This is a genomic window from Bradyrhizobium manausense (genome assembly GCF_018130615.1).
Classification (GTDB): Bacteria; Pseudomonadota; Alphaproteobacteria; order Rhizobiales; family Xanthobacteraceae; genus Bradyrhizobium; species Bradyrhizobium manausense_A.
This window is the reverse complement of the sequence record NZ_JAFCKB010000006.1, coordinates 85,394-98,649: the sequence shown is the minus strand read 5'-3', so window position 1 is coordinate 98,649 and position 13,256 is coordinate 85,394. Positions and strand designations below refer to the sequence as shown.

The following is a 13,256-nucleotide window of genomic DNA, read 5'->3' as shown; positions in this document are numbered from 1 at the left end:
ATCGGAATTCACCAAACGAACGGAATCAATCTCCATCGTGATGCTTCATAGCCCGCATATTCAGGGCAGGTTCGCCGAAGCAGATCCTCCTCGTAGAGAATCCGGCACACCTGAACGCCGATATGCAGGACCAAAATGACGACCGCCGCCGCGCTCAGATTTTGCAAGACGACGCCGATGATCGCGATTTCTTCCGCAAAATAGAGCGGGTGCTTGATCCAGCGGTAAGGCCCAGTCTGCACCACCGAACGCGCCTGCGGTACCAGGCTGAACGACCTGCCGAGATGCCGGATGGTCACGAGCATCATGACCATGCCGGCCAGCACGAAAACGGTGGACACCAGGTTTGGCAGCGCCGCATCGGTCTTGCCGAAGAAACTGATCGTCCACGGCAGATAGGTGCCAACGAATGCAGCGATGCGAGGCCACATGCCATCCGCCTGCGCTTTGGCCGGCGCCCGTACCATGACCAGCAGCCCCAGCAGCGTGTAGAAGATCGCAAGGCAAAGGCTCGACAGCAGCGACGGCCAGGGATCCGCAAGCGACGTCCCAAGCTTCATTGCAACGACGAACGCCAGCAGCATGAACCACATGCCGCCGAGGATTCGCATCGTCCGATCGTAAGACCCGTTTCTCGAAAGGGTAATCGTGCTCATGGCGTTCTTACTTGAAGGTACGAATGAGATGCAAAAACGGGCTTCCGCCCAAAATGACGAACATAGCCGGAAGCAGGAACAGCACCATCGGGATGGTCAGCTTCGCGCCGAGCTTGTGCGCCTTCTCCTCCAGCTTGGTGATGCGCTCCCTGCGAAGATCGACGGCGATGCTACGGAGCGCTTGGCTCAACGGCGTTCCGTATTGCAGGCTCTGGCTGACCACCGTGCCGAAGCGACGAAGGCCTTCCGACGTCGCTCCCAATCTCTCGAACGCATCGGAGCGATTCGGCAAGATGCGGAGATCATCGAGCAGACCGTTCAGCACCCGCGCCATGGCGGGACTGGTCTCTTTCATTTCGTCCGCGATACGTTGCACGCTGCTCTCGAGGCCCATTCCCGCTTCGCTGCACACGACCAGCAAATCAATCATGTCCGGTGTGCCCAGCCGGATGGCCGCATCGAAGCGCCGCTTCAGTGCGTAAAGAAGCAGCCGCGGCCCCATGATCCCGATCACGACGCCGACGAGCGTCAAGATCAGCACATCGGTAAGCGGCCTGCCCGAAAGCTGCGCAGCCAAGAAGGCGGCCATCGGAAAGAAAGTGGTGCTGACGGATTTGACTCCGATCCAGATCGGCAAGGTCCGGTGATGATTGAGACCTGACGACTGGAGGATCGTTCGTAGCTGCTCCAGATTTTCCTCTGCATAGAAGCGTCGAAAGCGCCGGCCGACCGACGAGAGCCAGTCGATCATGTCCTCGGAGGGCACTGCCCTACCGGGGGCTCCAAGTACCGCTTTGGACACCCGAGCGTCCAGCGTACGGAAATGTATTTCGCGGATGAGCAGCACAAACGTCGCAGCCGCCGCTGCCGTCGCGAGGACTACCAAACCGAGACTCGCACTCATAGTGCCGTCTCCCTCTTGATCATCCACTGTATGACAAAATGCCCGACAATGACGGAGCCGATGGCGTACGCCAACAACTTGTTTCCCGTCGGATCACTGAATAGCAGATCGATCGACTGCGGATTAGCCATGTAGAGCAGCCCGCCGACGATGACGGGAGCGCATGAAAGCGCGCGCGAGGAAAAGATCACTTCGCCCGCGAGAGCTTTCGCACGCGCCGCGAGCGCGACCCGCTGGCTCACGGTCTCTCCCAAAGTGCTCAAGGTTTCGGCCAAGCTCCCGCCCGACTTCAACTGAACCGCCAATGTCACCGCAAACATCGCGTACTCCGGCACGAGCGTTCGCCGATATATGGCCTCCACAGCTTCTTCAGGAGATCGTCCCAGGTTCAATTCGCTGCACACGATCGCAAACTGCCCGGCTGTCGGCTCCGGCATCTCCCGGGCAATCGTGCGAAAGGCTTCGTTGACGGGCAGCCCGGATCGAACGGTACTTGTTACCAACTGGATCGCATCGGGGAGCTGGCGGAAGAGCTCATTGGCGAAGCGGCGCTGTTGCCATCCGAACAGGCCCCGCACGACCAACAAGGCCACGAGCGCGGCCGCGAGAGCTACCTCGCCGATCGCAAATCCCAGCAACTGATTGGCATAGAAGACCGCCGCTGCGCCGACGGTTCCAGCCAGCAGGACGTAGGCCGGATGCCAGGCGTAAGTGATCTCGGGATTGAAATTGGCGAGGCGCTGCAGGGTCACCCAGCGAGACCTCGCTTCCAAGCGACGAATGGAGGGCAGGCTGTCGGGATGCGAGGCCGGCAGTGCGACCGCGACCTGACGATTGATGCGCCTTTGTCGCGCATCGAGCCATAACGACGTGATCGTCGCGCACAACAGCAGCACCAGAACGACAGCGATCAGCGATTCGAGCGTCATATTTGCCTCATGGCCTCGGCCCAGGCTCGATCGACACCGTAGTAGACAAGCCGGCTCTTGAACTTCGGGACTGCGTTCGTGGATTTGTAGATTCCCGATATCCGCCCGTGGGCGTCCTCCTCCTGGTACTCGAAGGCCGCGATGTCGTTGGTGGTGATCACGTCGCCTTCCAGGCCGATCACCTCGCTAATTTGGACAATACGGCGCTGCCCGTCCCTCATGCGCTCGACCTGGACGATGATGTCCAATGCAGCGACGATCTGCGCGCGAATGGTCCGCGACGGCAGGTTGACCTGTCCCATCTGCACCATGTTTTCCACGCGGGTCAGGGCATCGCGCGCGCTGTTGGCATGAACTGTGGAGATCGAGCCGTCGTGGCCGGTGTTCATCGCCTGCAGCATGTCGAATGCTTCGGCACCGCGCACCTCACCGACGACGATACGATCAGGACGCATGCGCAGAGCATTCCACAGCAGATCGCGCTGGGTGACCTGGCCGGTACCCTCGAGGCTGGGAGGCCGGGTCTCGAGACTGATGACGTGGGGCTGTTGAAGCTGCAGCTCGGCCGCATCCTCGATGGTGACGACGCGCTCGCTGTGATCGATGAACTGACTCATCGCATTCAAGAGCGTCGTTTTGCCGGAGCCCGTTCCGCCGGAAACGAGAACATTGAGCCGCGAGCGGGAAGCGATCTCCAGCAGTTGCCCGATCGCCGCAGTCATCGAGCCGTTGTCGATAAGACCGGCCATGCTCAGCCGGCGGCTTGGAAACTTGCGGATGGATATGCAGGGGCTATGGATTGCGAGCGGCGGAAGGATGATGTTGACGCGGCTACCGTCCGGCAAACGGCAGTCCACCATCGGACTGGATTCATCGACGCGCCGCCCGACCTGCGAGGCAATCTTCTGCGCGACCGACGCGATATGATCGTTGTCGCGGAATCGCACCGCGATCCGCTCCAGCTTGCCTTTCCGCTCGACGTAAACGCTACTCGGCCCGTTGATCATGATGTCGCTGATTGTTTCGTCCAGTAGCAGCGCGCGCAGAGGGCCGTAGCCCGTCATGTCGTCGGCAATCTCATCCGCAAGCTGCAACTGTTCGCGACCCGACAGTTCGAGCCGTTCCTGGTTCGCGATCCCGTGGATGATTTCCTCGATCTGGCGCCGAAGAACCTCGCGCGGGACGGCCGCGGCTGCCGATGGGTCGATCTGCTCCATCACCCGCTCCCGCAACGAAGTCGGCATGACGGGATGATGAACCACAGGTTCGTCGCACTTGGGCGGCGGCTCAGGCGAGACTGCTGGTGACGCGGCCGGGCTCGCCGCCGACGCGGGCAGATCGAGCGGTTGCGCAGCCGCGATCGACGGCGACGCCGCCAAGCGCACCCTTAACGCGGGCAGTTCGTCTTCGGGCCGTTTGCCAAACTTCTTCATAGCCCAAGCAACCTTCTCAGGCGTCCCTTCCCCTCACCGCCGACGCCGGTGATCTCCCGGACGATCGGAGCGAGGTGACGTCGCAATCCCCTGACATGCTTGAGCGCAGGAATTCCGAGATTGACCGCTTGTGTCATCCCCTTGCCAAGATCGGGAATGACCATGTCAGGCTCCGCGCCCAGAGCCTTCACCATAGTTGCCCTGGGCAGTCCTCCCGCACGATTGGCACGATTGAGCAGGGTGAAAACGCGATCCTTGCCCGCAATGTTGGTGACGGCCGCGCGGAGTGCATGCGCATTACGAAGGCCCGTGACCTCGGCCTCGAGCAGCACGAGCACATGACGCGAGAGCGTCAGCACCGGATGCATGGACGGCGGGAACGGGACCGGCATATCAACGACGATGTAGTTGAACCGCTGGCGAAGCAGACCCAGCACGTGCCGCACGCCCGCCTCGGTGATATTGAGTTGGGCATCGAGCTCCTCGTCGGCCGAAATGAGGGAAACACGCTCGTTCACCTCAATGGCCGCGCGCTCGATGAACAACGTGTCGGCCCGCATCGGGTTCTCGAGAGCGATGCGCAAGCCCGCTCCTGGCTGAACGCCGAGCATCACCGCGGTCTCACCGCCCTGCAGATGGAGATCGAGCAAGGCGACTTTGGCCTTGGTCGTCTCGGCCAGTTGCAGCGCGAGATTGATTGCGATGCTGGTTGCGCCGGCCCCTCCCTGCGCTCCGCAGATCGAAACCACATGCCCACCACGATCGGAGTGAACGGACGAGACATCGCCAAGCAGCTTCGGACGCAACTGATCGAGCACCATGTCACGCGTCAGCGGCCGCGGCAGATATTCGGTCAAGCCGAGCTCCATGAGCTCGCGATAGAACGTGATTTCCCTGCTCTCACCGATCAGAGCCACCCGTACGCTGGGCGGACAGACGCTCGCCAGCCGCTCCAGCTCGGCGAATGGATCGTCGATGCCACTGATGTCGGTGACCAGCGCAAAAAGCTCTGTGTCGGTCTCGAGCATCTTGATGGCGTTGCGGATCGTACCTCTCTTGATCGACAGGTTACTGCCGTCGAGGCCCTTGCGGAGTGCGGCGGCACTCTCTTCGTCGTCGACGAAGCAGACGATCCGGTCACGGGACACCGCAGGTGTCATGTCTTCGGGCGGATTGAGCAAGGCGATGTTCATCAGCGCTTCTCCGACTGTTTGCCGGCATATCCCATTGCCGTCGTCGTGCGGCGAGCACCATCCGGTGTCCCGTCGCAGCTCACGGCCCGGTCGCTGTCGTCGGCATCCTGCTTCCTGACCGAGTATTGCTTGACCTCGCCGCCGGAGTGAACCATCACCGCCGTGCTCTGCCCCGCGAGTGCATTCTGCCTGGCGAGCTCCGGCGACACATCGCAGCTGGACACGACGCCAACGTCTGCCTTTTCCCACTGATCGACTGCCGCCCGCACCGCTAAAGAAAGCGTACCGAGCTGCTTTGCGACCGTGATTTTCTTGACCTGCTCGGCCGAAAGTTCCAACGATACCGTTTGCGCGACCTTACCCAGCGCCGCGGTGGCCGGTCGCCCGCCTTGCACGATCTCCTGGTCGATCGCGATAATCCGGATGTTACGGAGAACAGTCTCGCTCAGGGCACGACGGGCGGGATCTGCCTTCTCGAATACCTGGGTCAAAACGACATCCACATGGTCGCCCGGCCTGATCAGGCCCGCCACGCCGGTCTCTTCGTCAACCTTGATCGTGATCGCGCGGCTATCCGGCGCCAGAACGCTGGCGAGGAAGCCGCGATCCCGCGGCCGCAATATATCATCGAGGGTGACGGGACTGCCGGCTTCGACAAACTTGCGCACGAGCGAGCCGGGCAGTCCGACCTTGGAGTCGGGAGACTCCAGGATGGCCCCTGCCGGAACCCGCTCTCGCGGCACCGAGCGCACGGTGAAATCCTCTTCGCGAGCCAACGTGCCTCTCGGAAGTGCGCGCGCTGCAACGAAATAGCCCACTGTCGGAGGCAATGCGGGCGCCTTCTCCGCCACTTCAACAGGGAGCTCTTTCTGCAGGTTCATATTATAGGCAATGAGACCCAGCGCTGTGGCTGCGAGCACCAGCACCATAATGATCGATAGGCGCAAAGCGGATGACATATTAATATCCTTTGCTCAAAACAGTCCAAATACCACCGCACGCGATGGCGACGCCGTAAGGTAGCGGCGCGTGGCGCAAGTGACGCCACCGCTCAACAGCATAGACGCGGCGCACCAGCGACGACCCGGCGGGCGCTAGCTTCGGGTAAGGCAAGTTGCGCATCATAATGTGCAGCAACGCCAGAACCCCACCTGCGAGTGCAGTTATGGTCAGCAATTGCATCAAAGCGGCAAGTGGTAAGCCCACGGCCAACGCAACCAGCAATTTAACATCGCCGCCGCCCATCATTCCTCGCAGATAGAAGGCAAATAGCAGCAGAAACAAGATAACAGCGGCAACTACGGATTCCGCAACTTGCGTCGGATTGGACAACTGAGCAGCGATTCCGAGCAGCGCCAGCGCTATGCAGACCTCATTCCTGATCAACCGTGTCGCAATATCAGAGGTTGCGACATACAGCAGCAATAAGACTTCCAGAAACGAGACTATGGAAACAATCCAATTCATAAAATGCACGCCCCGGAAAGCGCGGGGACACTCTCAAGTGCCCCCCGCAGTCAGACGGACACATCAGGCTCCAACAGCCGTCGTTATCGCAGTCGTGATCGAGTTGATCGCGGTTCCGAGTGCAGTCGCAATACCGCCGCCCGCACCTGTGCCGAAAGCAGCAGCCACAGCGCCAACGATGCAAGCGGCAACGATCACATATTCGAAGGACACGACGCCGCCGTTATCCGATCTCAGGCGCCTGAAGGCTTCAATCGCATGAAGACAGAGATCAAGCATGGGTGAAATCCTTATCGAGACAATTGAAACAACTAACTCCACCGTCGGCAGCTTAGCTGCCAACGGCCTGCTCGATGAAAAGCGGGAGTACGTTCAGAGCCCGCTCCGCGTATCAGGCTCCGACAGCGTTGGTCACTGCGGTGGTAATCTTGCCGATCGCGGTTCCGAGCGCAGTCGCGATGCCACCGCCAGCACCTGTACCGAATGCAGCGGCGACTGCGCCGACGATGCAGGCGGCAACGATCACGTACTCGAACGACACAACGCCGTTCTCATTTGCGCGGAAAGCTTTGAGGGCTTCGGTGGTCTGAACATAAAGCTTCAGCATGAGTGAATATTCCTTCTGTAAAACATGAACACGCAGTGCGGTCAGCAGCAGGCAATGGCTCTGCCAACTGAAAAAAATTCTACAATGATTGAATTTAAATTGTCGACTGATAACCGTTCTTTAAGCTTACTAATTGGAATTAGAGCCGTATATCTTCGGATATATGGACAGCTTTCGCTCCGTAAAATTCCGGGGGCAAATATCGGAATTCGGCAAAAGCTCAGTCTGCCAGATGAGCAATTCGCAGCGAAGGCGCGACCCGTTCGCGGCTCGACATGCACTGCGCAACACATTCCGCTTGGCCGTTCACCCCGAAAATTTCAACGGAAGATAGTGCGATCTCTCGTGCATCGATCTTGATTGAAGGAAACACCTTCATGCAGGTAGGATATATTCATTGCGATGCATAGAGACCGCATCTGCCGACGATCTATCAGAAGCTTTCCGTCCGTCGCGCATGATCCAGATGATGCCGGTGCTGCCGTTTGCTCAGCGAGATTTCGAATGCTGGAAAATCTATTATCGGCACTCAAGCTCAGCTTGCTCGCGTTCTTGATATTTATTCCCGTCGAATACGTACTTGCCTTGCGCCCTCGGAAACTCTTTCGCCGCGGCATTCTGACGGACATCGCGTTTCTATTTTTCAATATGTGGCCGGTATCGCTCGGCTTGCTCTTCTTCTGGGTCCTGGGCGCCCTCGCCTCCGTCTGGATCGTGCCGACATCCATTCAGCATGCCGTCGGAGATCTTCCCCTCTGGGCGCAGGTGCTGCTGGTCATGTTTCTAGCTGATCTTGGAATCTACTGGTCTCATCGCATGCTGCATACATACCCGACGCTATGGCAGATCCATGCGGTGCACCACAGCGTCGAAGACCTGGACTGGCTCGCAGCCGTGCATCAGCATCCGCTCGACCTCATCTTCATGAAGGGATGCTCGCTGCTTCCTGCGCTTTCGTTCGGCTTCTCGGAGGAGGCGATCGGCACGTATCTATTGATAGCCTATTGGCAGGCGTTCCTGGTGCATGCCAATGTGCGGATCAACTTTGGCCCGCTTCGCTACTTGTTCGTATCGCCCGAGTTTCATCATTGGCATCACAGCAGCGAACGCGAAGCGCGCGACAGAAATTACGCCGCGCACTTTGCCTTCATCGATGTTCTGTTCGGAAGTCAGTACCTGCCTATCGGCAAGAGAGCGCAAGCCTTCGGGGTCGATCACCCGATGCCTCGCGGCTATCTCCGTTTGCTCGCTTATCCCTTCGTCGCATGGCGCCAGAGATCAGGAGACAGCACGAAAGAGCGGCACGCGGATCATGCCAGCCGAACATAAGCGCGCGGCAAGCAACTTCAGCGCTGCTCGTCTTTTGTCGCCTCGCTGTTTCCTCCGCTCCGTTGCCGCGTCTGTGACACGGGTATCTTGTCCGGATCAGCGCGACCGCAGCCGGTATTTGAGCAGTAAAATCCGAGGAAATCCTTGGCCTCGCTATCCTTGGCGTCCTTTAGCCCGTATATCTTGACCAAGCCTTCCGTTTGCCCAACCACGATGTTGGAGCGATGGACGACGTGGCCATCCGGCGCATAGGCGGTCATCAACACCCGGCCCGGCGTGAGAGCCCGCACCGTGAACGTTCGATCCGTCTCAGGAATGACTTGGGCAACGCCTTCGGAGGACAGAGTAAACTTTGTCACCGGTTCATCAAATGCAAACGTGCGCGTCTGTTCGGCCCGCAGCTCGATCGTATCGGCTGCGACGAGCTCCCGTGGCGCCTGAGCATTTGCAAAGCCTGCGACAATTGCAGCGCTGACTGCGCAGCAGACCAATAAATAACGCATGTTCGATCCTATATTGCGATCGCAGCTTCGCGATGTTACTCGCACCTCCGTTCCGTTTCAATTGCCAAGCGCGGGCTTCGCAGCGCACCGGCAAATTGTAACCCGATGAAGAGGTCGCCACCTCGGCGGAGCTGGTTGAAGCGCATGGCCGGATTCGCGCAAAGATGCAGCAAGGCGGAACTGAGGTCGGCAAGCTTCGTCAAAAACAATTGCCTCAACAAATTGTTATCGATACCATCGTCAGGTCCCTCACGGTCGGGAGTCTGGGCTGCCCAAGCTCCCGCCGAGGCTGGCTCCGCATACCAAGCAAACATCGCGTTGAAATGAAGCGAACCCGGACGACGAGCAAAAAGGCGCCCAAGCGGCCAGCGACCATGGCTGAGGTGGCGGCGCGGGCCGGTGTTTCCGCAATGACCGTCTCGCGCGCGTTGAAGAGCGATGGCGCCGTCTCTGAGGAGACGCGAGGCCGGATTCTCGCGACCGTCGAGGAGCTCGGCTATGTGCTCGACCTGTCCGCAGGCGCATTGTCCTCAAAGCGGACGGGATTCGTGGCGGCGGTAATCCCTTCCATCAACAACTCCAACTTCTCCGATACCGCGCGCGGCATCACCGAGGCGATCGAAGGCCAGGGGCTCCAGATGCTCCTCGGCTACACCGACTACGACATGGAGAAGGAAGAACAGCTCGTGCGAGCAATGCTGACGCGCCGGCCCGACGGCATCATCGTCACCGACGGAAGGCACACACCGAAGGCACGCCGCATGCTGCAATCCGCTGGCATTCCGGTGGTCGAGACCTGGGACATGCCCGCCGATCCGATCGACCACGTCGTCGGCTTCTCCAACGCCGAGGCTTCGCGCGCGCTCGTGCATCGGCTTTACCAGAAGGGCTATCGCAACATCGCCTTCATTGGCGGCGCAAGCCGGCGCGACACGCGCGGCGCCGACCGCCGTCTGGGCTACAAGCGCGCCGTCGAGGAGCTCGGCCTGCCGGTCGGACGCACGATCTCGTTCGGCAATCCGCCCATCTCCATGCAACAGGGCGGCGAGGCTATCGTCCAGCTCATCGAGCAATGGCCGGACGTGGACGCTGCCGTTTGCGTCTCCGACCTCTCTGCCTTTGGCGCGATCATGGAATGCCACCGCCGCGGTTGGGCGGTCCCCGGCCGGATCGCGGTGGCCGGCTTCGGCGACTTCGAGGTTTCGCGCTGCTCCTGGCCGAGGATCACGACCGTCGCTGTCGACTGCCGCAACATCGGCTTGGAGGCCGGCCGCGTTATGCTTCGCGCCATCGCCGACGTTAGAGACGGCCGGAGACCAGGACCCGAAACGTTGATCGTCCCATTTGAGGTCATCGAGCGCGAAAGCACCTGAGTTCGGCTTGACAGCGGCGCTCGACCGGGTAGTGTTATCGATAACAAATATGACGCCATAATGGATCACGATGGCCGAGCGCCTGGTCATCGGTTGGGAGAGCCTCCCAACCGATCGTGATCGGCTGGCGATTTCGGGAGGAGAACCGGGGATGGCATCGGGTGCGCTGCGCTTCGATGGAGTCGTCAAGTCGTTCGGCGGCACTCGCGCGCTCAAAGGCGTCAGCTTCGGCGTCGAGCGCGGCGAAATCGTCGCCCTGCTTGGCGAAAATGGGGCTGGCAAATCGACCCTCATCAAGGTGCTCGGCGGTATCCATCGTCCCGATGCCGGTGCCGTAACGATCGCAGGCGAGCCCTATCACCATGCACCGGGAGGCCGTGCCGAGCACCAGCCGGTCGCCTTCATCCATCAGGATCTCGGCCTCGTCGAATGGATGACGATCGCCGAAAATGTCGGCCTCGCCCAGGGCTTTCCGCGGACCCGGCCGTTCGGCCTGATCGACTGGCGCGCCGCCGAGGCGCGCGCGACCAAGGCGCTCGCACTGGTGGGCTGCGACATCGATCCGACCACGCGGGTGTCGAGCCTGTCGCGCACCGAGAAATCGCTCGTCGCCATCGCCCGTGCGCTCGTCGTCAATTGTGATTTCCTCGTGCTCGACGAGCCGACGGCGAGCTTGCCGGCCGATGAGGTAGAGCGGCTGTTTGCAGCGCTGCGGCGTCTGCGCGAACAGGGCGTTGGAATGATCTATGTGTCGCACCGGCTCGACGAAATCTTCCGCATCGCCGACCGCGTCGTCGTGCTGCGCGATGGCCAACTCGTCGGCGAGAAGGCAATCAGCGAGACTTCGCCCGAGGATCTTGTGCGATTGATCGTCGGCAGGCCCCTGCTCGACATGTTCGAGAAAGCCACCTCGCATTCCGGCAAGACCCGCGTCACGGTGCGGGGATTGATCACGCCGAAGGCCGGACCGGTCGATTTCGACGTGCGCGAGGGCGAACTGCTGGGCCTCGTGGGCTTGCGCGGCGCCGGTCAGGAGGAGATCGGCCGCGCCCTCTTCGGCGCGGTGGCGCATCGCGGCGATATAAGGATCGACGGCACGGCGCCGGACCTGTCGAGCCCCGTGACCGCCATGGCGGGCGGCATTGGTCTCGTTGCCCGCGACCGAACGGAAGAGTCGATCGCAGCATCCTTGTCGATCCGCGAAAATGTCTTCCTCAATCCCGGCGCCTCCGGACGCGGCCTGTTCGACGTACTCGCACCGCGGCGCGAAGCCGAAGAGGCCGTGAAGCTCGGCGCCTTGGTGGGCTTGCGGCCCAATGATCCACATCTTGCCATCGAAGGACTCTCGGGCGGCAACCAGCAGAAGGTTGTCGTCGGCCGCTGGCTTGCGACGGGACGCAAGCTGCTGGTGGCCGAAGATCCGACCGCCGGCGTCGACGTCGGCGCCAAGGCGGAGATCTATCGGCTCATCGCCCGTGCCATCGCTGAGGGGCTCGCGGTCGTCGTCGTCTCCACCGATTTCGAGGAAGTTGCGCATATTTGCCATCGCGCGCTCGTCTTCAACCGCGGCCGGATCATCACCGAGATCGCCGGAGATGCTTTGACGACGGAAGCCCTGATCACCGCGGCTTCAGCCTCGGAAGCCGCGTAACGGACAATTCGCACGGGGCCGACGCAAGGCGCCCGCCGGGAGGAACGCATGGGAATGAACTCGATCGAGTCGAATGCACTGGAGCCGACGCGCGCCGATCTTGCGGGCGCCTCGCCTTCGCAGAAGATCACGCGCCTCCTGCCGGTTTATGGCCTGCCGATCATCACGGTCGCGCTGATCGCGCTGTTCTCGATCCTGTTGCCGAATACCTTTCCGACGCTTCTCAATCTGCGTTCGATCGTCTCCGACAAGTCGATCATCGCCATGCTTTCGCTCGCCGCGATGATCCCGATGGCCGCCGGCAAGATCGATCTCACGGTCGGCTATGGCATCGTGCTCTGGCACATCCTGGTGATCAGCCTGCAAACCGCCTTCGGCTTGCCCTGGCCGATCGCAGTCCTCGTCGTGATCTGCCTCGGCGCCTTCACCGGCCTTCTCAACGGCCTGCTGGTCGAGGTCGCACGCATTGACAGCTTCATCGCCACGCTCGGCACGGGCACGGTGCTCTACGCGCTCGCGCTCTGGCACACCGGCGGCCGGCAGGTCGTCGCGATGCTGCCGGACGGCTTCCTCGCCCTCAATGGCACGATGATCTTCGGTCTGCCGATCACCGGCTTCTACGTGCTGCTTCTCGCAGTGGCGATGTGGCTGATGCTCGAATATCTGCCGATCGGCCGCTACATCTACGCCATCGGCGCCAATCCCAAGACGGCCGCACTTAACGGCATTCCAGTGCAGCGCTTCACGGTCGGCGCCTTCATGGCCTCCGGCATCCTCACCGCGGTCACCGGCGTTCTGCTCGCCTCGAAGCTGCGCATCGGCCAGGCGAGCGTTGGCCTCGAATATCTCCTGCCGGCCCTCGTCGGCGCATTCCTCGGTTCGACCACCATCAAGCCCGGCCGCGTCAATGTCTGGGGCACCATCATCGGTGTCGCCGTGCTCGCGGTCGGCATCGCCGGCATCCAGCAGTTCGGCGGCTCCTTCTGGGTCGAGCCGCTCTTCAATGGCCTGACGCTGCTCGCCGCGATCGGCATGGCCGGCTACGCGCAGAGAAAGCGCGGCGCCGCTGCGAAGGTCCCGGCCGGCGCGCCCGATCGCAAGGCCTGAAACACACCATCGATGGAGTTCGTGGCCGACGGCAAGCCGGTCATAACCGAAAGTCCGGCGGAGGGCCGGTGAAACACGAAACGGCAATCACACCAAGGAGAACG

The 13,256-nt window shown here is 61.1% G+C and carries 14 protein-coding genes; 4 read left to right on the top strand and 10 right to left on the bottom strand.

Features of this window, described 5'->3' with window-relative positions; all coding sequences use genetic code 11:
* Positions 1-8: 8 nt before the first annotated feature.
* The 9 genes from JQ587_RS13705 to JQ587_RS13665 form a co-directional block, all read right to left on the bottom strand.
* Positions 9-656 (bottom strand): methyltransferase family protein, encoded by a 648-nt coding sequence (locus tag JQ587_RS13705; protein ID WP_212425628.1) that lies wholly within the window; start codon positions 654-656, stop codon positions 9-11.
* Between the two features lie 7 nt (positions 657-663).
* A complete protein-coding gene (locus JQ587_RS13700) occupies positions 664-1,560 on the bottom strand; it encodes a type II secretion system F family protein (protein ID WP_212425627.1) in 897 nt (298 codons plus the stop codon).
* Positions 1,557-2,489, bottom strand: a complete 933-nt coding sequence (locus tag JQ587_RS13695; protein ID WP_212425626.1) for a type II secretion system F family protein — start codon at positions 2,487-2,489, stop codon at positions 1,557-1,559. The genes JQ587_RS13700 and JQ587_RS13695 overlap by 4 nt, the downstream gene beginning before the upstream one ends.
* Positions 2,486-3,922, bottom strand: a complete 1,437-nt coding sequence (locus JQ587_RS13690) for a TadA family conjugal transfer-associated ATPase (protein ID WP_212425625.1) — start codon at positions 3,920-3,922, stop codon at positions 2,486-2,488. The genes JQ587_RS13695 and JQ587_RS13690 overlap by 4 nt, the downstream gene beginning before the upstream one ends.
* Positions 3,919-5,115: a CpaE/TadZ family protein gene (locus JQ587_RS13685; RefSeq protein WP_212425624.1), complete on the bottom strand. Its 1,197-nt coding sequence runs from the start codon at positions 5,113-5,115 to the stop codon at positions 3,919-3,921. The genes JQ587_RS13690 and JQ587_RS13685 overlap by 4 nt, the downstream gene beginning before the upstream one ends.
* Positions 5,115-6,074, bottom strand: coding sequence for a Flp pilus assembly protein CpaB (gene cpaB, locus JQ587_RS13680; RefSeq protein ID WP_212425623.1), 960 nt, complete (start codon positions 6,072-6,074; stop codon positions 5,115-5,117). Before cpaB ends, JQ587_RS13685 begins: the two co-directional genes overlap by 1 nt.
* Position 6,075: 1 nt before the next feature.
* Positions 6,076-6,582 (bottom strand): A24 family peptidase, encoded by a 507-nt coding sequence (locus JQ587_RS13675; protein WP_212425622.1) that lies wholly within the window; start codon positions 6,580-6,582, stop codon positions 6,076-6,078.
* A gap of 63 nt (positions 6,583-6,645) precedes the next feature.
* A complete protein-coding gene (locus JQ587_RS13670) occupies positions 6,646-6,924 on the bottom strand; it encodes a hypothetical protein (RefSeq protein WP_349629502.1) in 279 nt (92 codons plus the stop codon).
* A gap of 49 nt (positions 6,925-6,973) precedes the next feature.
* Positions 6,974-7,189 (bottom strand): hypothetical protein, encoded by a 216-nt coding sequence (locus tag JQ587_RS13665; RefSeq protein ID WP_212425621.1) that lies wholly within the window; start codon positions 7,187-7,189, stop codon positions 6,974-6,976.
* A 504-nt stretch (positions 7,190-7,693) separates the two neighbouring features.
* On the opposite strand from JQ587_RS13665, the gene JQ587_RS13660 reads away from it, so the two are divergent.
* Positions 7,694-8,518 (top strand): sterol desaturase family protein, encoded by an 825-nt coding sequence (locus tag JQ587_RS13660; RefSeq protein WP_212425620.1) that lies wholly within the window; start codon positions 7,694-7,696, stop codon positions 8,516-8,518.
* A 17-nt stretch (positions 8,519-8,535) separates the two neighbouring features.
* Here the strand turns inward: JQ587_RS13660 and JQ587_RS13655 are convergent, their stop codons facing one another.
* Positions 8,536-9,021 carry a pilus assembly protein N-terminal domain-containing protein gene (locus JQ587_RS13655; RefSeq protein ID WP_212302432.1) on the bottom strand — a complete coding sequence of 162 codons (486 nt, stop codon included), beginning with the start codon at positions 9,019-9,021 and terminating at the stop codon, positions 8,536-8,538.
* Positions 9,022-9,395: 374 nt separating this feature from the next.
* Between JQ587_RS13655 and JQ587_RS13650 the strand changes: the two genes are divergently transcribed.
* The 3 genes from JQ587_RS13650 to JQ587_RS13640 all read left to right on the top strand — a co-directional run bounded on the left by JQ587_RS13650 (position 9,396) and on the right by JQ587_RS13640 (position 13,152).
* The gene (locus JQ587_RS13650; protein WP_249148842.1) at positions 9,396-10,394 is read left to right on the top strand and encodes a LacI family DNA-binding transcriptional regulator; all 999 of its coding nucleotides are present in this window, start codon (positions 9,396-9,398) and stop codon (positions 10,392-10,394) included.
* A gap of 151 nt (positions 10,395-10,545) precedes the next feature.
* The gene (locus JQ587_RS13645; protein ID WP_212425619.1) at positions 10,546-12,045 is read left to right on the top strand and encodes a sugar ABC transporter ATP-binding protein; all 1,500 of its coding nucleotides are present in this window, start codon (positions 10,546-10,548) and stop codon (positions 12,043-12,045) included.
* A gap of 54 nt (positions 12,046-12,099) precedes the next feature.
* Positions 12,100-13,152, top strand: a complete 1,053-nt coding sequence (locus JQ587_RS13640; protein ID WP_212425618.1) for an ABC transporter permease — start codon at positions 12,100-12,102, stop codon at positions 13,150-13,152.
* Positions 13,153-13,256: the final 104 nt, after the last annotated feature.

What these genes read in the sequence shown, in the direction of transcription:
- JQ587_RS13705 (WP_212425628.1), bottom strand. Translation starts at nt 656, where the DNA reads ATGAGCACGATTACCCTTTCGAGAAACGGGTCTTACGATCGGACGATG.
- JQ587_RS13700 (WP_212425627.1), bottom strand. Translation starts at nt 1,560, where the DNA reads ATGAGTGCGAGTCTCGGTTTGGTAGTCCTCGCGACGGCAGCGGCGGCT.
- JQ587_RS13695 (WP_212425626.1), bottom strand. Translation starts at nt 2,489, where the DNA reads ATGACGCTCGAATCGCTGATCGCTGTCGTTCTGGTGCTGCTGTTGTGC.
- JQ587_RS13690 (WP_212425625.1), bottom strand. Translation starts at nt 3,922, where the DNA reads ATGAAGAAGTTTGGCAAACGGCCCGAAGACGAACTGCCCGCGTTAAGG.
- JQ587_RS13685 (WP_212425624.1), bottom strand. Translation starts at nt 5,115, where the DNA reads ATGAACATCGCCTTGCTCAATCCGCCCGAAGACATGACACCTGCGGTG.
- cpaB (WP_212425623.1), bottom strand. Translation starts at nt 6,074, where the DNA reads ATGTCATCCGCTTTGCGCCTATCGATCATTATGGTGCTGGTGCTCGCA.
- JQ587_RS13675 (WP_212425622.1), bottom strand. Translation starts at nt 6,582, where the DNA reads ATGAATTGGATTGTTTCCATAGTCTCGTTTCTGGAAGTCTTATTGCTG.
- JQ587_RS13665 (WP_212425621.1), bottom strand. Translation starts at nt 7,189, where the DNA reads ATGCTGAAGCTTTATGTTCAGACCACCGAAGCCCTCAAAGCTTTCCGC.
- JQ587_RS13660 (WP_212425620.1), top strand. Translation starts at nt 7,694, where the DNA reads ATGCTGGAAAATCTATTATCGGCACTCAAGCTCAGCTTGCTCGCGTTC.
- JQ587_RS13655 (WP_212302432.1), bottom strand. Translation starts at nt 9,021, where the DNA reads ATGCGTTATTTATTGGTCTGCTGCGCAGTCAGCGCTGCAATTGTCGCA.
- JQ587_RS13650 (WP_249148842.1), top strand. Translation starts at nt 9,396, where the DNA reads ATGGCTGAGGTGGCGGCGCGGGCCGGTGTTTCCGCAATGACCGTCTCG.
- JQ587_RS13645 (WP_212425619.1), top strand. Translation starts at nt 10,546, where the DNA reads ATGGCATCGGGTGCGCTGCGCTTCGATGGAGTCGTCAAGTCGTTCGGC.
- JQ587_RS13640 (WP_212425618.1), top strand. Translation starts at nt 12,100, where the DNA reads ATGAACTCGATCGAGTCGAATGCACTGGAGCCGACGCGCGCCGATCTT.